We start from the raw sequence: 21,213 nt of genomic DNA, 5'->3' as shown, positions 1-21,213 counted from the left end.
GTGATGGCGACGGACGTGAACGAGGCCACCGGGCCGCCGGTTCCGGTGACCACCGGCGCAGCGCCGGTGGTCTCACCGCGCACACTGCTCTCCCGGGCGCTCTCGGTGCCGCTGGTCCTCGGCCTCGCGCTGGTCCTGCCGGTGGTGGTCGCGTCCCAGTCGGGCGACGGGGTGCACGACGCCGCGTACTGGCTCCAGCTCACCCTGACCGTCTACGCCGGGACCCGGCTGTGCGGGATGGTGCTGACCACCAGGCGCAAGCTGCTCCAGGGGTCGTTCTGGCTCTTCGTCTACATGGCGATGGGGGTGGCGCCGCTGGCGCAGCTGGTGCTCGGCCAGGAGCCCACCCCGGTGGTGGGCCCGCGCTCGGATCTGACCGAGGCCGTCGCGCTGATCCTGATCGGCTGTGTGGCTTTCGACGTGGGCGCGCTGCTGGCGCGGCACCGGCCCGGCGGTACGGGGCGAGGGGCGACCAGGCCGGCCCTGGTGCACAGACGGCGGCTGTATCTGCTGGTGGTGGCGGCCTTCGTGTGCAGCGCCGCGTTCGTCGTCAAACTGGGCGGCCCCGCGGTGTTCTTCAGCAGCCGGCAGGAGATCATCGCCGGGATCGCGGACGCGGGGCTCTCGCAGGCCGACTCACAGGCGGGCCAGGCGCTGCTGCGCGGTTTCGGCACCGTACCCGCGCTGCTGGCGCTGCTGGTGTACACGCGGTGGCTGGTCACGTCGCGGCGGGCCCGCCGCTCGGCTCCGGTGATCGCCACCTGGCTGGCGCTCTGCGCGCTCAACCTGGTGGTCAACAACCCGATATCCAATCCGCGTTACTGGTTCCTGACCGTGCTGTTCTCGCTGCTGTTCACGGTCTTCCCGGTGAGTGCGGCGATGTACCGGGCGGCGCTGAGTCTGGGTGTCGTGGTGGCGCTGGTGATCTTCCCGTTCGCCGACCGCTTCCGCTACGACGCGAAGAACTACCGCCCGGTGGAGACGACTTCACTGCTCCAGCCGCTGGCGCTCAAGGACTACGACCAGGTCGGCATGTTCGCCAACACGATCACCTTCGTGCGCTCGGGGCACGGCCACAGTTTCGGCCGCCAGTTGGCAGGTTCGGTCTTCTTCGCCGTGCCGCGCTCCGCCTGGCCGGGCAAGCCGCGCGACACGGGCGTGATGGTCGGCCAGTGGATGGGCACGGTCAACACCAATCTCTCCTCACCGGTGTGGGCCGAGCTGTGGATCGACTTCGGCCCGCTGGGCATGGCTCTCGGGCTGCTCGGCATGGGGTACGCGGCGGCCAGGGTCGACGGCAGATACGCCCGCAGGGCGACCCGGCGCGCGCCGCCGGGGAGTCTGATCGCGCTGGTGGTGCCGCTGGTGGCCGGCTATTCGTTCATCCTGCTGCGCGGGCCGCTGCTCCAGGCGTCGGGGCGGATCGCGATCGCCGTGCTCTGTGTCGCGCTCGTCATGACGTACCGTCAGGACAAGGGAGCGGCGCTGCGCTGATCGTCCGCGAGCCTGTCCGGTTCGGTACGCAGCCGGCTGACCCGTATCCAGGCGGCGAGGGCCTTGAGGGCGGAGCCCGCTGCCAGGCCCCACGCGGCGCCGAGCGCCCCGTCGACGGCGTAACCGCCGAGCATCAGCACGACGGTGAGCAGCGAGAAGACGATCTGCAGGGGCAGGGTGGCGCGCGGGCTGAGCACCCGCAGCGTGACCAGCCCGCAGGTGCCGAGCGCCATGAACGCGTACTGGGTGCCGGTGGCGGGGAACATCTGGGACGCCGACTGCCAGGTAGCGCCGAGGAGTTGGTGCCCGATCCGGTCGGGCAGCGCGTACAGCACGGCCGCCCAGCCGAGTCCGACGACGGCCAGCACACCGCCGAGTCCCGCCGCCGCGCGCGCGGTGGCGCGCCGGCCGCCGAGCCGGCCGAGCACCGGCGGGCCGAAGGCGTTGACGGAGTTGAACAGGACGTTGAGCGGCCCGAAGACGGTGGTGGCGCCGCGCAGCGCGCCGACCGTCAACGGGCTGGCGAACAGGCCGAGTCCGAGCACCGCGAGCTGGCTGGACGCGTTGCCGACGGCGAACTCGACGACGAACCGCATCCCGAGGTGGCCGCGCCGCAGGTAGCGCCGTACGTGCGTGGTGGCGCCGGTCACCAGCGGCCGCAGCAGCAGGAGTCCCACCAGCAGCGCGGGCAGCGCCGAGAAGCCCCACACGGCCACGAGCCGGGCGGGCGCCGCGTGGTGCGGCTGGAGCAGCAGGGCCGGTACGACACACACCAGCCGCAGGACGTCGGCGGCGAGCGCGCGGTGCGGCTGGCGCAGCGCCGAGAACGAGTAGCGCAGGCCGTCCTGGACGAGCACGACGGGCAGGACGAGACCGAGCGCCAGGAAGGCGCCGCCCGCCCGGCCGCCGGTCACCGCGCCGCCCGTCACCAGCAGCGCGCCGGCGATCAGGGAGGCGCAGGCGGTGAACACGGCGGCGGAGCGGCAGGCCGAGGCGAGTGTCCCGTCGTCGTCGCCGCGCTCCAGGACGACGGCCTGCCCCACGTACGACATGTTGAGGCCGAGCAGCACGGTGAAGGTCAGGTAGACCATCGAGAAGGCGGCGAAGCCGGCCGCCGTGGAGACCCGGGCCGCCATCACGAGCACCAGGATGTTGGTCAGGCTGGAGGCCGCCTGGTCGAGTACCGAAGCCGCGACGACGGCCGAGCGTCTCACCGCAGATCGCCGGCGCGTACGGTGCGCAGTCCCACCGTGTCGCTGCCGTCCCCCATCGGTGGCTGCTCCGGCTCCTGGGCCGGTCCGGCCGGTGGCGGCGGGCCGTTTCCCGCACCTCTGGCACCGCGGTGCGCCGAGCTGCCGCCCTTGCCGGGGCGGCGGTGCGGTTTGGTGTGCACCACGGCACCCAGCACCGTACCGCCGGCGCCGGTGATGAGTTCGCGGATCCTGGCGAGGTCGGCGCGGTGCACGGACGTCGGGTCGCAGACGACGAGGACGCCGTCCACCCGGTCGGCCAGTGCCAGCGCGTCGGCGTAGGCGAGGACCGGCGGCGCGAGGACGACGACGGTGGCGTTCGGCGAGTCGGCCTCGTCGATCAGCCGGGTCATCCGGGTGGAGGTGAGCGCACGGGCCACGTTGCGCACACGCTCGCCGGGGACCAGGTCGAAGGAGCCCGACTCGCCCGCGTCGACGGACAGTTGCCTGCTGCCCGGCCAGCCCGCCTCGTCCGGATCGGCGGGCAGGCTCCAGCTCGGCCGCGCCGCGGCGTTCACCCGCAGTCGCCCGGCGAGCGAGGGGGTGCGCAGATCGGCTTCGATGAGCAGCACGTCCTTGCCGGTCTCGGCGAACGAGGCGGCCAGGTTGGCGGCGACGGCGGCCGCCGCGTCGCTGCTGCCCCGCGGGGCCACCACGAGCAGCCTGCGCCGGTCGGCGAACCGCTGGTCGTAGGCGAGCCGGAAGGCCACCGAGCGGTACTCCTCGGCGATCCGCGAGTCCGCCTGGTCGGCCAGGAGCGGGCCCGACCCGGCGCGCGGCAGGGTGCCGAGCACGGGGGCCCGTACGGCTCGGACGATGTCGCTCGACGAGCGCGGCGAGGGGTCGAACACCAGCCGGACCCAGGCGCCGAGCAGACCGAGCGCGACCCCGACGGCGCCGCCGAGTCCGACGGAGAGCGGCAGCCCGAGCCCCTGGGAGGAGGCGGGCGCCGTGGCGACGGCGATGACATCACCCGGCGTCATGTTGAGCGACTTGAGGCTGCTGATGCTGCTCTGCAGATCGTTGATCTTGTTGAGCAGATTGGCCCGCACCGTATACGCGGAGTCCGAGGCGGCCGTGTCCTCGGGCAGCTCGTTGATCTCCTTGGTCAGCTCGTCCTGCTGCTTGCCGAGCGGGTTCAGCTCGTCGGTGTAGTTCTTGACCATGCTGTCCCTGATGCCGGTCCACTGCTTCTTGCGCAGGTCCAGATAGGCCTTGGTCAGGGCGTTGGCGCGGCGGGCCGCCTCGGTGGGCGAGGCCGCCGTGTAGGTGAAGTGCAGCACCATGGTCTGGGGCGGGTTGGTGACCTGGATCCCCGAGCGCAGTGCGCCCGCTCCCCCGGCCACACCGAGCCGGGAGGCCGCCAGGTCGAGGACGCTGCCGCTGATCGCGGTCTGCCGCTCGGAGCCCATGTCGACGCTCTTGTCCACCGAGACGGCGGAGTTGAACGGATCGGTGCTGGGCGCCCGCAGTCTGACGTCGCTGGACGCCGCGTACGACTCGGCGGACGTCACGCCCAGCCAGGCGCCGCCGACCAGGCCGATGCCGACGCCGCCGCCGATCAGCCAGCGGTAGCGCAGCAGCTGCCTGAACTGGTCCCTGAGCGGGTTCGGCTCGTCGTCACCCGCAGCGGAGACATGCATGTCCGTCACGTCAGTGGACCCCCCATGGCCTCGTCGATGAGTGCGTCGATCCGGGCGAGGCCGTCGGCCCGTGACAGATGAGCCGTCACATGGCGTGGTCCCGCCGCCCCCAGAGCGTCGGCGCCCGCCGGATCTTCGGCGAGTCTACGCACCGCCTTCAGCAGATCGTCCGGGTCCTCCGGCGGTACGAGCACCCCGGCGCCGGAACGCAGCACCTCAAGAGCCGTGCCGCCCTCGGCGGCGACCGAGGCGACGACGGGCCGCCCCGAGGCGAAGTACGAGGTCAGCTTGGACGGCACACTCATGTCGAGCACCGAGGCCCGCTGCGTGACGGCGAGGACGTCGGCCGCCGCGAGGATGTCCGGAAACTCATCATCCCCGGCGGGCGGCAGGAAGTCCAGGTTGGGGATGCCGTCGGCGGCCCTGCCCAGCGCCTCGCGCTGGTTGCCGTCGCCCATCAGGACCACCCGCACCGCCGGATCGCGTCTGGCCGCATCGACCAGGACGTCGAGGCCCTGTTTCAGGCCCATGTTGCCGGAGTGCAGCAGGACGGTCTCGCCTTCGGCCCAGCCGAGCCGCTTGCGGGTCTCCGCGCGGGCGCGCGACGGGCCCGGCACATGCGACCAGTTGGGCACGACCCTGATGCGCCCCGGGTCGACGCCCATCGCCCGGACGGGTTCGACGAAGGTCTCGTGGATGACGCCGACCAGCCGGCCGCGCCGCAGGGCGTACGACTCGGCGCGCTGCGCCACGGCGGCGGCGCGGTCGCCGCCACGGATTCCGCTCTGGGCGGCGGCGGCCCCCATCAGGTCCTGCACGACGGGTATGTACGGCACGCGCCAGCGCGCGGCGAGCCGCGCCCCGAGCACCCCGCCGGCGAGGCTGGGCAGCTGGGCCAGTACGGCGTCGGGGCGGCCCATCCGGGGCGGCGCAGCGATGCCGTGCAGCAGGATCGTTCCCTCGAACAGAGCGCGTCTGACGGCGGTCTGCCGAGGCGGGACGGTGTGCCTGCGCCGGTGCACGACGACCCCCCGCAGGTGTTCCGTGCGGCGCCAGACGCCCGCGTACGCCGGGTCCAGGGACCAGGACGGGTAGTGCGGCATTCCGGTCAGGACGTGCGTCTCATGCCCGCTGCCCGCCCAGTGCTCGGCGATCTGTGTGGCGTACGGGCCGATGCCCGCGTGCTCGGGCGCGTAGTTGGTGGACACCAGCAGCAGCCGGCGCGCACCCCCGCCCGGCGCGCCGGTATCTCGGTGTGCTTTCACGAAGCGGTCCCTTCCCCCCAGAGGTGAACCTGATCTCGCCCTCATTGTTCACCCTTACGGAAGGGAATGTGCACGCTATCGTCAGTAGCTTCAGCCGCGCCCGGGGGGGTGCGGCGCCGTGGGGGGTTCATTTCATGGCACACAGTAGGACGAACAACATGTCTTATCGCGTCGGCTACGCACCCGGTGCTTACGATCTTTTCCACATCGGGCACCTCAACATCCTGAGACATGCCCGCAGTCGGTGCGACTACCTGGTCGCCGGGGTCGTCTCGGACGAGATGGCCGAGCGGGCCAAGGGCCGCCGGCCGATGATTCCGCTTGTCGAGCGGCTGGAGATCGTCCGGAGCGTGAAGTACGTGGACGCCGCCTTCGTCGAGACGGTCCCCGACAAGGTGGAGACCTGGCGCCAGGTCCGGTTCGACGTCCTGTTCAAGGGCGACGACTGGCGGGGCACGCCGAAGGGCGACAAGCTGGAGCGGGACTTCGCCGAAGTCGGCGTCGAGATCGTCTACTTCCCGTACACCGTGCACACGTCGAGCACCCAGCTGCGCCGGGCGCTCGACGTACTGGCCGAGCCCGAGCCGCAGTTCAGCGCGGAACTGCGGTCAGTTCCCGGAACCACTTCGTGAGGAAGGCCAGCAGGAACAGCACGGAAGCGACACCCAGGGCCGTGTAGGTCCAGCGGAACCAGCTCCCGCCGCCCAGCAGCAGGAAGACCAGGCAGAACATGCCGTGGTCGACCGGCAGCAGGGCGACGGCGCGCAGGGTGGACGGCGCGGGTGCGGCGCTGCCCGGCGCGGGACGCGGCTTGAGTTTCTCGGTGAGCAGGCCGCCGAAGAACGTCACGACGGCGGAGAACTGGAATCCGAGCGGCACCAGCAGCCAGGCCTCTTCCGGTATCCCGTAGTGCTCGGGATACCGGAAGAAGGAGATCAGTACGGCGGTGTGCAGCGCGGTGATCTTCGCGCAGTCCACCACATGGTCCAGCCACTCCCCCGCCGCGCTGCCGCTGCCGCGCAGCCGGGCGAGCTGCCCGTCGGCCGAGTCGAAGGCGAAGCCGACGGCCAGCGCGGCCCAGACGGCGATGCCGAGGTCCCAGGACGGCCGGCCCACGGCCAGCGCGGTCACTGCGGCGAAGCTGAACACCGCGCTGACCAGCGTGACCTGATTGGGCGTCAGGCCGATGCCGTGCGATCCGGCGGCCAGGTAGCGGCCCACCGGCCTGTTCACGAAGCGGGAGTAGAGCGAGACTCCCTTGGCCGACTTCTGGGCCGTTCTCAGTTCCAGCAGTGCCGTACCGACGGTCCCCATGTCCCCCCCAGGTCATTTGTGTGCACGTCGCGTGAACATCATCGCAGCTGCCCCGCCCCCCGCAAGGCCCCGGTCCCCGCAAGGCCCCGGTCCCGGCCGGGCGGAGGGACCACCGCAGGAGGGACAATCGGAGGATGGACGACGATCTGCGGGAGACACGGGACCGGGACCAGGAGGGGCGCGCGCGCAACGCCCGGCCGCGGGACGATCTGGGGCGGCCACTGCCGTACGGGACACCGGGGGTCGAACGGCAACCGGAAGGACTCGTCCGCACTCCGCTGGAGACGGTCACCGAGGCGCAGCGGCTGCTCGGAGCGGGGATGCCGTTCCACGCGCACGAGGTCTTCGAGGACGCGTGGAAGTCCGGCCCCGAGGCGGAGCGGGCGCTGTGGAAGGGGCTGGCGCAGCTCGCCGTGGGACTGACGCACGCGGCGCGCGGCAACAGCACGGGCGGCGCGCGGCTGCTGCTGCGCGGCGCCGCCCAGATCGAGGGGTACGTGGCAGCGGCGCCGGCGGGCAGCGCTGCGACGCGCACCGCTCCCACGTACGAGATCGACGTGCCCGCGCTGATCGACTGGGCCCGGGAGCTGGCCGCGCGGGTCGCGGAGAGCGGCGGTGCGGTGGACGCCGCCACCCTCGCGCCTACTCTGCGGCGGCCGTGACGAGGACGACTTCGAGGGTGCGCGGGCCGTGCACGCCCTCGACCCGGTCGAGTTCGATGTCGCTGGTGGCCGAAGGGCCTGAGATCCAGGTCAGCGGCCGGGTCGGGTCGAGCCGGGGCATGGCGCGCGGCACGGACGCCACGACCTGGTCCGGCACCCGTACGACACAGATGTGATGGTCGGGGACGAGGGTGATCCGGCGGCGCCCCTGGTCGGGCGAGCCGTCGAGGACGATCGTGCCGGTCTCCGCGATGGCGACGGCGCAGCCGGTGACGACGCTGTCGACGGCGTCCAGCCGCTGGGCCGTCTCGTCGGCGCTGTCCGGGATCCGGCTGACGTCGGACTCCGCCAGCCAGTCCGCGGGGAGCAGCGGCGGTACGGCGACGGTGCGCGCGCCGCGCTCGGCGAGCAGCCGGGCGATGACGGCGGGCAGCCCCGCCTGGTCGGTGCGGTGGACGAGCGCGCGGTAGTCGGCGAGGTTCTCGGCGAGCAGTTCCACGATCCGGTCGTCGGGGGTGTGGGTGTCGAGGTAGTCGCGGGCGGCCTCGGGGGCTTCCGGGGCTTCGGCGACCGCGCTGCGGATCCGGGCGAGAATCCGCTCGCGCGATCCGGAGACGGTGCTTTCCCGCGAGGTGCCGGGCTCTGACGCGGTGCTCATGATCCGGTGTCCTTCCGGCCGTTCTCGCGGTTCTTCTTCCACCAGTCGCGGAACGACTCGGCGGGCATCTCCGGCAGGTCCCGGGTGTTGGTCCAGGCACTCGCGCCGGGCAGCTTCGCGGGGTGGAGCTTGCGGGTCCTGGAGGCCGCGCGCTCCCCCGCCGCCATCACCCGGGGGTGGTCGAAGACCCAGCCGGCGGCCTTCATCGCGGCCTTCTCCAGCCGGTGCCCCTTGCCGCCCTGGTCGGCGACGCGCTCGCGCAGGTGCACCAGCACCTCGGGGATGTCGATGGCGACCGGGCACACGTCGTAGCAGGCTCCGCAGAGCGAGGAGGCGAACGGCAGCGAGGCGTCGATGTCGCTCTGCGTGCCGCGCAGTTGGGGGCTGAGGATCGCGCCGATCGGGCCCGGGTACACCGAGCCGTAGGCGTGGCCGCCGGCCCGCTCGTACACCGGGCACACGTTCAGACACGCCGAACAGCGGATGCAGCGCAGCGCCTGCCGGCCGACCTCGTCGGCGAGTGTCCTGGTGCGTCCGTTGTCGAGGAGCACCAGATGGAAGACCTGCGGGCCGTCGGTGTCGTGCGTGCCGGTCCACATGCTGGTGTACGGGTTCATCCGCTCGGCGGTGGACGAGCGCGGCAGCGTCTGCAGGAAGACTTCGAGGTCCCGCCAGGTCGGTACGACCTTCTCGATGCCGACGACGGAGATCAGGGTCTCGGGGAGCGTCAGACACATCCGGCCGTTGCCCTCGGACTCGAAGACCGCCATCGTGCCGGTCTCGGCGACCATGAAGTTGGCGCCGGAGATGCCGACCTTCGCGCGCAGGAACTTCTCGCGCAGATGGAGCCGGGCGGCCTCGGCCAGTTCGGCGGGTGTGTCGGAGAGCCCGTCGGGGGCCGCCCGTCCCCAGTTGCCCATCTCCTTGGTGAAGATGTCCCGGATCTCGCCGCGGTTGCGGTGGATCGCGGGGACGAGGATGTGCGAGGGGCGGTCGTGGCCCAACTGGACGATCAGCTCGGCCAGATCGGTCTCGTACGCGGAGATGCCCTCCTCGGCGAGGGCTTCGTTGAGGCCGATCTCCTGCGTGGCCATGGACTTGACCTTGACGACCTCGGTCTCGCCGGTCGCCTTGACCAGCTCGGCGACGATCCGGTTCGCCTCGGCGGCGTCGGCCGCCCAGTGCACCACGCCGCCCGCGGCCGTGACGGACTCCTCCAACTGGACGAGATAGCGGTCCAGATGGCGCAGCGTGTGGTCCTTGATCTGTTTGCCGGCCTCCCGGAGCTGCGCCCAGTCGGCCAGTTCGGCGACGGCGGTGGCCCGTTTGTCGCGGATGGTGTGGGTGGCGTGGCGCAGATTGCCGCGCAGGGTCTCGTTGGCGACCGCTTCCTTCGCGGCCGTGGGGAAGGCGGGCATCCCGACAAATGTGCCGCTCATGACCAGGGCTCCTCTTCGGTCGACGCAAGGATCTCCGCGAGATGCAGGGCGCGCAGCGGGGCGTCGGCGCGGCTCAGTACGCCGCCGATGTGCATCAGACAGGAGTTGTCGGCGCCGCAGAGCACCTCGGCGCCGGTCGCGACGGCGTGACGGACCTTGTCCTGGCCCATCGCGGCGGAAACATCGGAGTTCTTCACCGCGAAGGTGCCGCCGAAACCGCAGCACTCCTCGGCGCCCTCCAGCTCGCGCAGCTCCAGGCCCTTGACCGCGCGCAGCAGCTGGCGCGGCCGCTCGCCCAGTCCCAGCATCCGCAGCCCGTGGCAGGACGGGTGATAGGTGACGGTGTGTGGGAAATACGCCCCGACGTCCGTCACGCCGACCACGTCGACCAGGAACTCGGTGAGTTCGTAGGTGCGCGCGGCGAGCGCGGCGGCGGCCGCGTCACCGATCTTCGGATAGTGGTTCCGCACCATGGCGGCGCAGGAGCCCGAGGGCGTCACCACGTAGTCGTAGCCGTCGAAGGTCCGCGCCATCCGGCGTACCAGCGGCTCGGTCTCGCGGCGGTAGCCCGTGTTGAACTGCGGCTGGCCGCAGCAGGTCTGGGCCTCGGGGAAGTCCACCTCGACGCCCAGGCGCTCCAGGAGCCGCACGGTCGCGATGCCGGTGGACGGATACACGGCGTCATTGACGCAGGTGACAAAGAGAGCGGCACGCATGAGCGGAGCATATGTCGCCGGTGGTGGCCCGGGTAAGAGCGGTGCGCGGGACCCTTTCGATCAGACATCCGATGAATAGGGCTACGCGATCTGTCAGGTCGAGGATTTTTGCTTTCACCTTCATTTTTTGCGCAGATTCATAGACTTCCTGCGCTGGTGCTCCTAGCCTTTTCGCGTCCGCAGAGTCCCCACGAGCCGCAAGGACGTATGTCTGTGACGCCTCCCCCTAGACGCCGCTTGTTCCGCCGCGGCATATCCGCATCTGTCTCACTCGCCCTCGCCGTGGCCGGGACGGCCACGGCGGTGGTGCTGTCCACCGCACCCGCCGCCCAGGCGGCGGGGGTCCCCGCACCCTCGCCGGTCGGTGTACCGGGCCGCGGCGCGACGGTTCCCTTCAAGGAGCAGGAGGCGGAGTACGCCGCCACCAACGGCTCCCTGATCGGACCTGACCGCCTCTACGGCCACCTCCCCTCGGAGGCCTCGGGCCGCCAGGCGGTCACGCTCGACGCGACCGGCGAGTACGTGGAGTTCACCCTCACGGCGCCGGCGAACGCGATGTCGTTCCGCTACTCGCTGCCGGACACCTCGGACGGTGCGGGACGCGACGCCAGCATCGACCTGAAGGTCAACGGCAACCAGCTCAAGAGCGTGCCGGTGACCTCCAAGTACAGCTGGTACTACGGCGGTTATCCGTTCAACAACAACCCGGGCGACACCAACCCGCACCACTTCTACGACGAGACCCGCACGATGTTCGGGTCGACGCTGCCGGCCGGCACCAAGGTCAGACTGCAGGTCTCGTCCACCGCGCAGTCGCCCACCTTCACCATCGACCTCGCCGACTTCGAGACGGTCGCGGCGCCCATCGCCAAGCCGTCCGGCGCGCTCGACGTGGTCAGCGACTTCGGCGCCGACCCGACGGGGGCCGCCGACTCGACGGCCAAGATCCAGGCGGCGGTCGACGCGGGCAAGGCCCAGGGCAAGACGGTCTACATCCCGCAGGGCACCTTCCAGGTCCGCGACCACATCGTCGTCGACCAGGTGACCCTCGCGGGTGCGGGCCCCTGGTACAGCGTGCTGACCGGACGCGACCCGTCCAACCGGGCCAAGGCCGTCGGGGTGTACGGCAAGTACGCCAACGCGGGCGGCAGCAAGAACGTCACCCTGAAGAACTTCGCCATCCTGGGCGACATCCGGGAGCGCGAGGACAACGACCAGGTCAACGCCATCGGCGGGGCCATGTCGGACTCCACGGTCGACAACGTGTGGATGCAGCACACGAAGGTCGGGGCGTGGATGGACGGCCCGATGAACAACTTCACCATCAAGAACAGCCGCATCCTCGACCAGACCGCCGACGGCGTCAATTTCCACATGGGCGTCACCAACTCGACGGTCACCAACACCTTCGTACGCAACACGGGTGACGACGGTCTGGCGATGTGGGCGGAGAACGTCCCGAACGTCAACAACAAGTTCACGTTCAACACGGTGATCCTGCCGATCCTGGCGAACAACATCGTCACCTACGGCGGCAAGGACATCACGATCTCCGACAACGTGATGGCGGACACCATCACCAACGGCGGCGGGCTGCACATCGCCAACCGCTATCCGGGGGTCAACTCCGGTCAGGGCACGGCCGTCTCCGGCACCACGACGGCGGCGCGCAACACCCTGATCAGAACCGGCAACAACGACTTCAACTGGCAGTTCGGCGTCGGCGCCGTCTGGTTCAGCGGACTCAACGAGCCGGTCAACGGCAACATCAACATCACCGACAGTGAGATCCTGGACAGCTCGTACGCCGCGATCCACCTGATCGAGGGCGCGACGAACGGGCTGCACTTCAACAACATCAGGATCGATGGCGCGGGCACGTACGCGCTGCAGATCCAGGCGCCGGGCACGGCCTCGTTCACCAACGTCAAGGCCACCCACATCGCCCAGTCCAACCCGATCCACAACTGCATCGGCTCGGGCTTCCAGATCACCCAGGGCACCGGCAACTCCGGCTGGTTCGCCAACCCGCCGGTCTGCACGGGCACCTGGCCGACCCCGATCTGGACCAACGGCGGCGTCGCACAGGGCGGCAACCCGCCCACCGACCCGCCGACGGACCCGCCCACCGACCCGCCGACCGACCCGACGGACCCGCCCACCGACCCGGGCGACCAGGGCAACATCGCGCAGGGCCGGCCGATCGCCGAGACCAGCCACGCCGATGTGTACGGCGTGGGCAACGCGGTCGACGGCAACGCCAACACCTACTGGGAGAGCAGGAACAACGCCTTCCCGCAGTCGGCCACGGTCGACCTCGGCGCGAACAAGGCCGTCAAGCGGCTGGTCCTGAAGCTGCCGCCGGCGGCGGCGTGGGCCACCCGTACGCAGACCCTGAGCGTGCTCGGCTCCACGGACAACAACACCTTCACCTCGCTGAAGGCCTCGGCGGGCTACACGTTCAACCCGACGAGCGGCAACACGGCGACCATCACCCTGCCCGGCACGTCCGCCCGCTACATACGGGTGACGTTCACCGGCAACACGGGCTGGCCGGCCGCGCAGCTCTCCGAGCTGGAGGCGTACACCAGCTGACCGCCACCACTCGGTGACACGCGTGCGGGCCCGGCCGCGAAGGTCGGGCCCGCACTGCTGCCCCCGGACGGACGGCGGCCGACCGGTCGGCGGACTGGACGGCCGACCGGCTCAGCGGGCCAGGACAGCGCTGATCGTCTTGCCGCCGCCGGGCCCCGGCAGCACGGTGACCTTCTGGGCCAGCATCTTGATCATCGGCCAGCCGAAGCCGCCGTCGCGTCCGGTGATGTCGGGAACCCGGTCCTCGGGCGGTGCCGGGCTCGGGTCGTCCACCGTGATCTGCAGCGACCGCCGGTCGGCGCGCAGCCGCATCGAGGTGACCGCCCCCGCGTGCCGCAGCGCGTTGGTCACGAGCTCGGAGACCACGAGTACCAGATTCTGGGCCGTACGGGTGGAAGGGATCGGATCGAGGCCGGCCAGGAATCCGTAGGCGGCATCGCGTGCCTCGGCCGCGAGGAGCGGCCGGGAGTCGCGTTCCGCGGACGGGAGATGCCGGTCGTCGCTCGCGTGCGGATGGTGCATCGTGGCTCACCCCGGAGATATGGGCTGTGGCTCTGGCCTGTCCTTTCTCCGCCTACCCCGCAGAGCGGCGCCGAACAGTGCCGGAGTGAACCCAGTGGCGGCCGGGGCACCCGTCCGGCCCCCTGGCGCCGTGTGAGAACGGTCTCAGCGGGCAGAGCAGTGGCATGGAAGGCCACCTTCCCGAGGAGCGGGTCCCGTCAGGGCCCGGGGCCGACGACCCCGGGGTTTCGGCGGAGACTGTCGCCGACATCTCGGTGCGGGCGGCTGTCGCCCTCGACCCGCAGCTGCTGCCGCACCGGCTGCGGGTGCTGTACGTGGTCGGGGAGCGCCCCAGGATCAATCTGACCCGGCTCGCCAAGGCCGTCGATCTCGGACTCCCCCGGGCCAGCCGGCTCTGCGGCCGGCTGGCGGCGGCGGGCCTGCTGACGCGTACGGCGGTGGCGAGGGACCGGCGCGGTGTCGAGTTCACGCTCACCGAGGAAGGCGCGGCCGAGCTGGCCGGTCATCTCGCGGGACGGGCGGCCGAGCTGGCGGCCGTCATGCGGCTGATGTCGGTGGAGGAACGCCGGGACCTGCTCGCGGGGCTGCGGTCCTTCGTCGTCTCACTCGACGCCGTCAGAGGCGACAGGCCCTGACGCGTCGGGGGCGGCCAGGGCCGCCTCGACCGTCTCGTACACCGGCAGGGCGCTGCCCAGACCGATGACCTCGAAGAGCCGCGCGATGAAGGCGGAGGGCTTGGCGACCCGCAGCCGTCCGCCCAGCTCGCTGCGCCCCTTGAGCAGCACGTTCACCGTCGTGGAGTCGGCGAAGCCGACCCCGGACAGATCGAGGACGACGGGCCCGGGACAGCTCTCGCCGGCCTCGGTGAGCGCTCCGGCCAGCGGCGCGATGTTGTCCAGGTCCAGATCACCACTGACGGTGAGAACGACCGCGTCACCGGCTTGGCCGGCAACCAGTCCCATGACTTGGCCTGCACTGTCGGGAGGGAGCACGGAGATCCTTCGAGCTGTCGGTGAGACGGTGTAACGCTGACCCCACGATAGAAGCGATAGTTGTCATTTGACAACATTCTCTGGTGAGCAACAATCTGTTCACTGTCTCCGCACGACGCTTCGCGCGGAGAGTAACGTGCATGGGGCGGGAGATGGGGCCGAATGAAGCTATGCGCTGTCCGCGACCTCGTCCTGCGCCTCTCCGGGCCCGTCCTGGGCGGTGCCCAGCCGGGAACGCGCCGCGGCACGGAACGCGGCGAGCCCTTCGGCGAGCATCATGATGTCGGAGGGGTCCATCTGCTCCAGCACGGCCTCGACCTCACGGGAGCGGAAGGCCCGGTACTCGTCGAGCACCACATGACCGCGCCTGGTGAGTCTCAGTTCCACCTCCCGGCGGCTCGTCGGACTCGGCGAACGCTGGACCAGGCCCATGGCCTCCATCCGGTCGCAGAGCCTGCTCAGCGAGGAGGGACGCGAGCCGAGCACCTCGCTCAGCGTCCTGAGGTTGGCACCCTCGTGCTCCTCGATGACGAGAAGGGCTCTTAGCTGGGAAGGCGATACGGGCCCCGAGGGCGCGGCGTCCTGGCCTCGCCCCCACAGCACCTCAAGCAGCTCGGAGGCGGCGCAGGCGGCCTCGGCAACCTGCTCACGCTGGCGCGACTGACCGGTGAAGCGGGACATCGATCCACTCTTTCATCCGGCACGGGCCTTTGTCAGCCCGGACGGATCCGCCCCTGGACGAAGAAGGCCTGAACGAAAGTGACTGTACTCGCGGATGTGGAGAGAGCGGTGCGCACGGCGGCGCCGCACGCCCTGGTGGAGGCCGTACGCGGGGTGCTCGAAGCCGCGTACGGGGCGACATCCGTACAACTGCACCTGGTCGACTACGGGCTCACGGTGCTCCAGCCGGTCGGCGGCGGCATTCCCGCCGACCGCCCCGACGAGGCCCTCTCGTTGAACAACACGCCCGAGGGGCGCGCCTTCGGCAGCCAGGAGCCGAGCGAGCGGGAGGTCAGGCACAAGGACGCCGTCGACCACCATCTGCCGGTCACCGTGCGCGGCGAGCGGCTGGGGATCCTGACCGTGCGGCTGCCGGCCGACCGCTCGACGGCGGCGACCACCGAGGAGCTGACCGAGGTCGCCGAGCTGCTGGGCCACGAGATCCTGGTGGCCGAGCGCGACACGGACCTCTACCGGCGGGCGCGCCGGGTGAACCGGCTGACGCTGGCCGCCGAGATGCAGTGGGAGCTGCTGCCCGCGCGGGCCTGCGCGGCGCAGGAGTACGCCCTGGGCGCCCAGCTGGAGCCCGCGTACGCGATCCACGGCGACAACTTCGACTGGTCGGCCGACGCCGAGACGCTGACCCTCGCGGTGACCAACGGCATGGGTGAGGGCATCCAGGCCTCGCTGCTCACCAACCTCGCGGTCAACGCCCTGCGCAACGCCCGCAGGGCCGGGATCGGCATCGCCGACCAGGCGGCGCTGGCCGATCAGGCCCTGTACGAGCAGCACAGGGGCGCCTCCCACGTCTCGACGCTGCTGCTGCGCTTCGAACTGGCCACCGGCCAGGTGGAGGCGGTGGACGCGGGCTCCCCGCAGCTGTGGCGCCAGCGCGGCAAGAACGTGGAGCGCGTCGAGCTGGAGGCGCAGCTGCCGCTCGGCATGTTCGAGGAGTCGGACTATGTGGCGCAGACGTTCCAGGTCGAGCCGGGCGACCGGCTGCTGTTCGTGAGCGACGGCGTCTACGCGGCAGTCTCGCCGCGCGGGGAGCTGTACGGGGACCGCGCGCTGAGCCGGGCGATCAACTCCACGAGCCTGCTGCCCGCGCCGATGGTGCCGCGCGCGGTCCTGCGGGAGCTGGCGGAGCACCGGGACGCCGAGTCCCTCGACGACGCCCTCGTCCTGTGCCTGGACTGGTTCGGCAGGAAGGACGACGGTACGAGCGGCGACATGCACCCGTACGGCGGCCCAGGGGCGCTCGACAGCTGACCGGGGCCGGCAGCCGCCTGAGAGCCCGGCTCAGGCCTTGCGGCGGCGCTCCAGGTCGAAGACGGCCTGGACGCGCTTGCCCACCGGGACGCGCTCGGCGCTCAGCCGGTCGCTCAGCGCGTGGACGATCTCCATGCCGTGGCCGCCGAGCCTGCTGGGGTCCTGCTCGTAGCGGCGCGGCAGGGTGGCGCTGCTGTCGTACACCGTGACCGTGACATGCCGGTCCGTGCCTTCGAGCTCCAGCAGGTACGGGCCATGGCTGTGCCGCTCCGCGTTGGTGACCAGTTCGCTGACCACCAGGAGCAGATCGTCACGGGTACGGCCGCCGAGTTCGGCGAGCCACTCCGCCTCCAGCTGCTGGAGGAAGCGCACGGTCAGCTGCCGGGCCTCGGCTATGCATCCCGGTTCGCCACTGAATTGAGCCGCTCGTCGCAAAGGCTGCACAGAATCCGCCGCGGTGGGCGCGTACTCCGCGCCGATAGTGATCTGTTCGTTCATTCGCTCCTGCCCTGCCCGGCACCGGTGAGAGTGATCGGGGACCCCCTGCTCCGGTTGCCCTTCTGCCCTCACACGCCGTGGATATGCCCACGGGTTTCGTGAAGGGGTTCACTGGCGGCCCGGGAGCCGGACCACGGTGACGAAGAATTCGTCGATCTGCCGGACCGCCGCGATGAACTGGTCGAGGTCGACCGGCTTCGTCACGTACGCGTTGGCATGCAGTTTGTAGCTGCGCAGGATGTCTTCCTCGGCCGACGACGTGGTCAGCACGACGACCGGGATCAGCGCCAGCTCGGGGTCCGTCTTGATCTTCTCCAGGACCTGCCGCCCGTCGTACCTCGGCAGGTTGAGGTCGAGCAGGATGAGGTCGGGGCGCACCGCGTCCGTGTGGTCGCCCCGCCGGTACAGGAAGTCCAGCGCCTCTTCGCCGTCGCGCACCACATGCAGGGTGTTGCGGATCTTGTTGTCCTCGAACGCCTCACGCGTCATCAGCTCGTCGCCTGCGTCGTCCTCGACCAGGAGTACCTCGATGGACTGCATGCGGGTGGTCACGTGGCGGCTCCCGGCAGGGTGGTGAGAAGTTCGGTCGTTTTGCTGCGGTCGGGCTCGACGGGGACGGTGAAGTGGATACGCGTGCCACCCTCCGGCACGGACTCCAGCCAGATCCTGCCACCGTGGAACTCGACGATCTTCCGGCACAGGGCGAGACCGATGCCCGTCCCCTCGTACTCGTCCCTGGCGTGCAGCCGCTGGAAGATGACGAAGACCTTCTCGGCGAATTCCGGAGCGACCCCGATGCCGTTGTCGGTGACGCTCAGATGCCAGTCGTCCTCCTCGCGGACACAGCCGACGGTGATCACGGACGGCTCGTCGGCCCTGCGGAATTTTATCGCGTTGCCGACGAGGTTCTGCCAGAGCATCGCGAGGGTGGTCGGGTCACCGCTCACCTCGGGCAGCGGCTCCTCCCTGACCACGGTGACCTCCGCCTCCTCGATGATCAGGCCGAGGTTGCCGAGCGCCCGGTCGAGGGCCATGTCCAGCGAGACCGTCTGCCACGCCTCGAGGACCCGGCCGACCCGGGAGAAGGTGAGCAGGTCGTTGATGAGGACCTGCATCCGCTTGGCGCCGTCGACGGCGAAGTCGATGTACTGCTTGCCGCGGCCGTCGAGCTGTTCGCCGTACCGCTTCTCCAGCAGCTGGCAGAACGAGGCGACCTTGCGCAGCGGCTCCTGGAGGTCGTGCGAGGCGACGTAGGCGAACTGCTCCAGCTCCGAGTTCGAGCGGCGCAGCTCCTCGGCCTGTTCGCCGAGCAGTGCCTCGCGCGCCTGGGTGACGGCGAGTTCGTCGGCGAGCCGGCCGCGCATGTCCTCGACGGCGGCGCCGACCGCCCGTACGTCGGAGGGGCCGAGGACGGTGATACGCCGGTCGAAGGCGCCCGCGCGCACCCCGTCGGACGCGGCGCGCAGCGCGCTCAGCGGCCGGCCGACCATCCGGTGCACGACGAGGCCGAGGCCCACGACGGCGACGACGAAGACAGCCAGCATCGTGAGGAACAGCGCGTCGCTGACCCCGCGCGCGTGGTTGAGTTCGGCGCGCGCGGTGTCCCTGGCGGCGTCGAGGTGGTCCTCCTGCAGGGTGAACCGGCGGCGCAGCGTGTCGAAGGTCGTCTTGCTGCGGGTGAGCTGCTCGGCCGAGGCGGCTTCGGCGCCCCGGGTCCGCACGGAGGTGATCAGCGGCTCGGCCACCTGGCTGCGCCAGTCGGCCGCCGCCTTGGTGATACCGGCGAGGTCGGCCTCGGACCTCGGGTCGCCGGCCACGAAGCGCGCGACGTTGGCGGTGAACCGCTGCTCGTCCTTGCGGCCCTGCTGGTAGGGCTGGAGGAAGGAGGGTTCGGCGGTGAGCGCGAAGCCGCGTACGCCGGTCTCCTGGTCGAGCAGCGACTTCTGCAGCTGGAAGACGGCGGAGCGGGCGGGCTGGATGTGGTCCACGAGCTGTGCGGTGCGCTCGTTCGTACGGGACAGCAGCACGCTGCCGACGGCGGCGCAGCAGGAGACGACCAGCACCATGGCCGCGAGGATCAGCCAGACCCAGCCCTGGACGGAGAGCCGCGTGCGCGCGGTGCTCCACAGACTCATAGGGCATCGTCCCAGCCGAGGTGGAGCACGGCCACGTCGTCGGCGAGTCCCCCGTAAGGCGCGGCCCCGCGGGCCGCCCCTTCGACCAGGGCGTCCACGAAGGCCTGCGCGGGCAGCTCGCCGTGCCGGCGGGCCAGTTCCAGCAGACCGTCCTCGCCGAGCCGCGTGGTGGGGCTCGTACGCCCCTCGAAGAGGCCGTCGGTGAAGAGGACCACCGACCCGTCGGGCGGCAGCGGCAGCACCGCCTCGGTCCAGCGGCCCATGCCGGGCATCAGCCCGAGCGCCATGCCCACGTGCGGTTCCTCCCAGTTCACCGATGTCCCGTGCCGTACGAGCAGCCCCGGGTGGCCGGCGCGGACGACCCGCACCTCGTGGCGGCCCGGCGGGAACACGAGTGAGGTGACCGTGGCGAAAAGATGATGGTCGGTGCGCTCGGCGACCAGTATCTCCTCCAGCAGCCGGACCTGTTCCAGCGGCTGGGTGCCGCACAGCACGGCGGTGCGCCAGGCGACCCGCAGACACACCCCGAGGGCGGCCTCGGCGGCGCCGTGGCCCGACACGTCACCGATGACGGCGTGCACGCTGCCGTCGGCCGTCTGCACGACGTCGTAGAAGTCCCCGCTGAGCAGTCCGTGGACGCGGCCCGGCTCGTACCGGGCGATGGCGCCGAAGTCCTCGCCGCGCAGCAGCGGCACGGGCAGCAGACCGCGTTCGAGCCGGGCGTTCTCCTGGGCCATCAGTTCGTTGGCCCGCAGCGCCGCTGTGGCCCGCTCGACCTGCTTGCGCTGGAGGGCGTAGCGGACGGCTCTGCTCAGGGTCTCCGGGTCGAGCCTGCCCTTGACGAGATAGTCCTGGGCGCCGGTCGCCACGGCCTGCAGCCCCGTCTCACCCTCGGCCATGCCGGTCAGGACGACGATGGCGGCGTCCGGCGCGCTGCGCACGATGCGGGTGACGGCGTCCACCCCGTGGACGTCCGGCAGATGGAGGTCGAGCAGCACACAGACCGGCTGGGGGCAGGTCAGCAGGAACCCCTGGGCCTCCGCCAGCGTCTTGCACCAGGTGAGGGTGGACTCCAGGTCGCTGTCGGCGAGCATCTCCTCGACGAGGAGCGCGTCGCCCGCGTCGTCCTCGACCAGCAGCAGCACGGCGTCCACGGCCCGTACGGAGCCGCGTACAGCGGTGACGTCCTGAGCCGGCACGCCGGGCAGCGCCACGTCACGGCGGCGCCGTCCGGGACGCGCCGAGACGCCCGTGGGCAGCTCGGCCACACTCCACCCCCTCAGCAGACGACGTCGGCGGAAGACGTCGTTTCGGCCGGAAGCATATGCGACAACCGGAGCATCATTCCGGCCACGGTCCGAGAACAGCCCCGGGCCCCCGGTACCGCCACGAGTTGTCGCAAAGCGGCAGGACCGGAGGCCGGATTCGAGCACACTGGCACCGTGCGACGCTCACGGCCGGTCAGGACCCGCAGGCTTGACCCGGCACCACGAGGGCAGACGCACGCCAGAGAGCCCAGCCGCGTACGGGGGTGCAGGCCCAATGACAACGGTTGACGACGGAGCCGACAATGCCGTCGCCGGCGCGCTGAGATGGATCGACGCGCTCCCGGCCAGCGCCGCCGAGGCACGCGCGCTGACCGGCGAATTTCTGGCGCATTATGAGCCACCGGTGTCCTCGCGCACGCTCGGGGACATCCTGCTGGTCGTGTCCGAGCTGGTGACCAACGCGATCCGGCACGCCGGGGGCGTGACAGCGATGCGGATCACCGCGGGGGACGGCCTGGTCGAGGTGACGGTACGGGACGCGAGCGCGACCGCACCGTCGGTCAGGGACCACGGGTCCGGCGGCCGGGGGCCCGACTGGCTGCCCGGCGGATACGGCTGGCCGCTGGTGCGGCGGCTGGCCGACGTGGCGGTCGTCCCGCTCCCCGAGGGGGGCAAGCTCATCCGGGCGACGCTCGCCTCGTGACCCCGCGGGGGCCCTACCGGGGGCCCTACCGGGGGCCGTACCGCGGGCCGTACCGGCGGCCTGATGCGAA

At 71.0% G+C, this 21,213-nt stretch carries 21 protein-coding genes; 7 read left to right on the top strand and 14 right to left on the bottom strand.

What is annotated here, in order from left to right:
- Window positions 1-3: 3 nt before the first annotated feature.
- Window positions 4-1,494 carry a hypothetical protein gene (locus tag OHS57_RS32495; protein ID WP_328584220.1) on the top strand — a complete coding sequence of 497 codons (1,491 nt, stop codon included), beginning with the start codon at window positions 4-6 and terminating at the stop codon, window positions 1,492-1,494.
- Here the strand turns inward: OHS57_RS32495 and OHS57_RS32490 are convergent.
- From OHS57_RS32490 to OHS57_RS32480, 3 genes are read right to left on the bottom strand one after another with little or no spacing between them, the layout of a single operon-like run.
- The gene (locus OHS57_RS32490) at window positions 1,467-2,708 is read right to left on the bottom strand and encodes a hypothetical protein (RefSeq protein ID WP_328584219.1); all 1,242 of its coding nucleotides are present in this window, start codon (window positions 2,706-2,708) and stop codon (window positions 1,467-1,469) included. The two genes, OHS57_RS32495 and OHS57_RS32490, sit on opposite strands and share 28 nt — an antisense overlap.
- Window positions 2,705-4,387, bottom strand: coding sequence for a lipopolysaccharide biosynthesis protein (locus tag OHS57_RS32485; protein WP_328584218.1), 1,683 nt, complete (start codon window positions 4,385-4,387; stop codon window positions 2,705-2,707). The genes OHS57_RS32490 and OHS57_RS32485 overlap by 4 nt, the downstream gene beginning before the upstream one ends.
- 5 nt (window positions 4,388-4,392) lie before the next feature.
- Window positions 4,393-5,598: a glycosyltransferase family 4 protein gene (locus OHS57_RS32480; protein ID WP_328585220.1), complete on the bottom strand. Its 1,206-nt coding sequence runs from the start codon at window positions 5,596-5,598 to the stop codon at window positions 4,393-4,395.
- Window positions 5,599-5,810: 212 nt separating this feature from the next.
- Here OHS57_RS32480 and OHS57_RS32475 point away from each other — a divergent pair, with 212 nt between their 5' ends.
- Window positions 5,811-6,284, top strand: coding sequence for an adenylyltransferase/cytidyltransferase family protein (locus OHS57_RS32475; protein ID WP_328584217.1), 474 nt, complete (start codon window positions 5,811-5,813; stop codon window positions 6,282-6,284).
- Here the strand turns inward: OHS57_RS32475 and OHS57_RS32470 are convergent.
- Window positions 6,244-6,966: a CDP-alcohol phosphatidyltransferase family protein gene (locus OHS57_RS32470; protein ID WP_328584216.1), complete on the bottom strand. Its 723-nt coding sequence runs from the start codon at window positions 6,964-6,966 to the stop codon at window positions 6,244-6,246. The two genes, OHS57_RS32475 and OHS57_RS32470, sit on opposite strands and share 41 nt — an antisense overlap.
- A 146-nt stretch (window positions 6,967-7,112) precedes the next feature.
- On the opposite strand from OHS57_RS32470, the gene OHS57_RS32465 reads away from it, so the two are divergent.
- The gene (locus OHS57_RS32465) at window positions 7,113-7,628 is read left to right on the top strand and encodes a DUF309 domain-containing protein (protein WP_328585219.1); all 516 of its coding nucleotides are present in this window, start codon (window positions 7,113-7,115) and stop codon (window positions 7,626-7,628) included.
- Here the strand turns inward: OHS57_RS32465 and OHS57_RS32460 are convergent.
- The 3 genes from OHS57_RS32460 to OHS57_RS32450 are packed head-to-tail and all read right to left on the bottom strand — an operon-like array spanning window position 7,609 to window position 10,441.
- Complete coding sequence (locus tag OHS57_RS32460) at window positions 7,609-8,286, bottom strand: LUD domain-containing protein (RefSeq protein WP_041993432.1); 678 nt, start codon at window positions 8,284-8,286, stop codon at window positions 7,609-7,611. The genes OHS57_RS32465 and OHS57_RS32460 overlap by 20 nt on opposite strands.
- Complete coding sequence (locus OHS57_RS32455) at window positions 8,283-9,725, bottom strand: LutB/LldF family L-lactate oxidation iron-sulfur protein (RefSeq protein WP_328584215.1); 1,443 nt, start codon at window positions 9,723-9,725, stop codon at window positions 8,283-8,285. The genes OHS57_RS32460 and OHS57_RS32455 overlap by 4 nt, the downstream gene beginning before the upstream one ends.
- On the bottom strand, window positions 9,722-10,441 hold the full coding sequence (locus tag OHS57_RS32450) for a (Fe-S)-binding protein (protein WP_041993426.1): 720 nt from the start codon (window positions 10,439-10,441) through the stop codon (window positions 9,722-9,724). Before OHS57_RS32450 ends, OHS57_RS32455 begins: the two co-directional genes overlap by 4 nt.
- Before the next feature lie 213 nt (window positions 10,442-10,654).
- Here OHS57_RS32450 and OHS57_RS32445 point away from each other — a divergent pair, with 213 nt between their 5' ends.
- Window positions 10,655-13,036, top strand: coding sequence for a galactose-binding domain-containing protein (locus OHS57_RS32445; protein WP_328584214.1), 2,382 nt, complete (start codon window positions 10,655-10,657; stop codon window positions 13,034-13,036).
- A 111-nt stretch (window positions 13,037-13,147) separates the two neighbouring features.
- On the opposite strand, the gene OHS57_RS32440 is transcribed toward OHS57_RS32445, so the two are convergent.
- Window positions 13,148-13,558 carry an ATP-binding protein gene (locus OHS57_RS32440; RefSeq protein ID WP_328584213.1) on the bottom strand — a complete coding sequence of 137 codons (411 nt, stop codon included), beginning with the start codon at window positions 13,556-13,558 and terminating at the stop codon, window positions 13,148-13,150.
- Between the two features lie 164 nt (window positions 13,559-13,722).
- Between OHS57_RS32440 and OHS57_RS32435 the strand changes: the two genes are divergently transcribed.
- Complete coding sequence (locus OHS57_RS32435) at window positions 13,723-14,193, top strand: MarR family winged helix-turn-helix transcriptional regulator (RefSeq protein WP_041993416.1); 471 nt, start codon at window positions 13,723-13,725, stop codon at window positions 14,191-14,193.
- Here OHS57_RS32435 and OHS57_RS32430 read toward each other — a convergent pair.
- Together OHS57_RS32430 and OHS57_RS32425 are read right to left on the bottom strand one after the other, a co-directional pair.
- Window positions 14,161-14,520: an STAS domain-containing protein gene (locus tag OHS57_RS32430; protein ID WP_328584212.1), complete on the bottom strand. Its 360-nt coding sequence runs from the start codon at window positions 14,518-14,520 to the stop codon at window positions 14,161-14,163. The two genes, OHS57_RS32435 and OHS57_RS32430, sit on opposite strands and share 33 nt — an antisense overlap.
- A gap of 198 nt (window positions 14,521-14,718) precedes the next feature.
- Window positions 14,719-15,231, bottom strand: coding sequence for a MarR family winged helix-turn-helix transcriptional regulator (locus OHS57_RS32425; protein ID WP_041993409.1), 513 nt, complete (start codon window positions 15,229-15,231; stop codon window positions 14,719-14,721).
- A gap of 78 nt (window positions 15,232-15,309) precedes the next feature.
- On the opposite strand from OHS57_RS32425, the gene OHS57_RS32420 reads away from it, so the two are divergent.
- Window positions 15,310-16,539, top strand: coding sequence for a PP2C family protein-serine/threonine phosphatase (locus tag OHS57_RS32420; RefSeq protein WP_328584211.1), 1,230 nt, complete (start codon window positions 15,310-15,312; stop codon window positions 16,537-16,539).
- 30 nt (window positions 16,540-16,569) lie between these two features.
- Here the strand turns inward: OHS57_RS32420 and OHS57_RS32415 are convergent, their stop codons facing one another.
- The 4 genes from OHS57_RS32415 to OHS57_RS32400 form a co-directional block, all read right to left on the bottom strand.
- Entirely contained in the window at window positions 16,570-17,037 is a 468-nt protein-coding gene (locus OHS57_RS32415) for an ATP-binding protein (RefSeq protein WP_041993402.1), read from the bottom strand.
- A 108-nt stretch (window positions 17,038-17,145) separates the two neighbouring features.
- Window positions 17,146-17,577, bottom strand: coding sequence for a response regulator (locus OHS57_RS32410; protein WP_107070225.1), 432 nt, complete (start codon window positions 17,575-17,577; stop codon window positions 17,146-17,148).
- An 8-nt stretch (window positions 17,578-17,585) separates the two neighbouring features.
- Window positions 17,586-19,172: a sensor histidine kinase gene (locus tag OHS57_RS32405; RefSeq protein WP_328584210.1), complete on the bottom strand. Its 1,587-nt coding sequence runs from the start codon at window positions 19,170-19,172 to the stop codon at window positions 17,586-17,588.
- Window positions 19,169-20,386, bottom strand: a complete 1,218-nt coding sequence (locus OHS57_RS32400) for a PP2C family protein-serine/threonine phosphatase (protein ID WP_328585218.1) — start codon at window positions 20,384-20,386, stop codon at window positions 19,169-19,171. The genes OHS57_RS32405 and OHS57_RS32400 overlap by 4 nt, the downstream gene beginning before the upstream one ends.
- A 328-nt stretch (window positions 20,387-20,714) precedes the next feature.
- On the opposite strand from OHS57_RS32400, the gene OHS57_RS32395 reads away from it, so the two are divergent.
- On the top strand, window positions 20,715-21,143 hold the full coding sequence (locus tag OHS57_RS32395; RefSeq protein WP_041993393.1) for an ATP-binding protein: 429 nt from the start codon (window positions 20,715-20,717) through the stop codon (window positions 21,141-21,143).
- Window positions 21,144-21,213 lie beyond the last annotated feature (70 nt).

The sequence above is a fragment of the Streptomyces sp. NBC_00370 genome (assembly GCF_036084755.1).
Lineage (GTDB): Bacteria > Actinomycetota > Actinomycetes > Streptomycetales > Streptomycetaceae > Streptomyces.
Note: the sequence above shows the minus strand (reverse complement) of the source record. Positions and strands in the feature narration are given on the sequence as shown.

Excerpts from the sequence above, each read along its gene's own strand:
- OHS57_RS32440 (WP_328584213.1), bottom strand. The coding sequence starts at position 13,558 with ATGCACCATCCGCACGCGAGCGACGACCGGCATCTCCCGTCCGCGGAA.
- OHS57_RS32410 (WP_107070225.1), bottom strand. The coding sequence starts at position 17,577 with ATGCAGTCCATCGAGGTACTCCTGGTCGAGGACGACGCAGGCGACGAG.
- OHS57_RS32470 (WP_328584216.1), bottom strand. The coding sequence starts at position 6,966 with ATGGGGACCGTCGGTACGGCACTGCTGGAACTGAGAACGGCCCAGAAG.
- OHS57_RS32495 (WP_328584220.1), top strand. The coding sequence starts at position 4 with ATGGCGACGGACGTGAACGAGGCCACCGGGCCGCCGGTTCCGGTGACC.
- OHS57_RS32460 (WP_041993432.1), bottom strand. The coding sequence starts at position 8,286 with ATGAGCACCGCGTCAGAGCCCGGCACCTCGCGGGAAAGCACCGTCTCC.
- OHS57_RS32405 (WP_328584210.1), bottom strand. The coding sequence starts at position 19,172 with ATGAGTCTGTGGAGCACCGCGCGCACGCGGCTCTCCGTCCAGGGCTGG.
- OHS57_RS32455 (WP_328584215.1), bottom strand. The coding sequence starts at position 9,725 with ATGAGCGGCACATTTGTCGGGATGCCCGCCTTCCCCACGGCCGCGAAG.
- OHS57_RS32475 (WP_328584217.1), top strand. The coding sequence starts at position 5,811 with ATGTCTTATCGCGTCGGCTACGCACCCGGTGCTTACGATCTTTTCCAC.
- OHS57_RS32450 (WP_041993426.1), bottom strand. The coding sequence starts at position 10,441 with ATGCGTGCCGCTCTCTTTGTCACCTGCGTCAATGACGCCGTGTATCCG.
- OHS57_RS32425 (WP_041993409.1), bottom strand. The coding sequence starts at position 15,231 with ATGTCCCGCTTCACCGGTCAGTCGCGCCAGCGTGAGCAGGTTGCCGAG.
- OHS57_RS32395 (WP_041993393.1), top strand. The coding sequence starts at position 20,715 with ATGACAACGGTTGACGACGGAGCCGACAATGCCGTCGCCGGCGCGCTG.
- OHS57_RS32415 (WP_041993402.1), bottom strand. The coding sequence starts at position 17,037 with ATGAACGAACAGATCACTATCGGCGCGGAGTACGCGCCCACCGCGGCG.
- OHS57_RS32485 (WP_328584218.1), bottom strand. The coding sequence starts at position 4,387 with ATGCATGTCTCCGCTGCGGGTGACGACGAGCCGAACCCGCTCAGGGAC.
- OHS57_RS32435 (WP_041993416.1), top strand. The coding sequence starts at position 13,723 with ATGGAAGGCCACCTTCCCGAGGAGCGGGTCCCGTCAGGGCCCGGGGCC.
- OHS57_RS32430 (WP_328584212.1), bottom strand. The coding sequence starts at position 14,520 with ATGGGACTGGTTGCCGGCCAAGCCGGTGACGCGGTCGTTCTCACCGTC.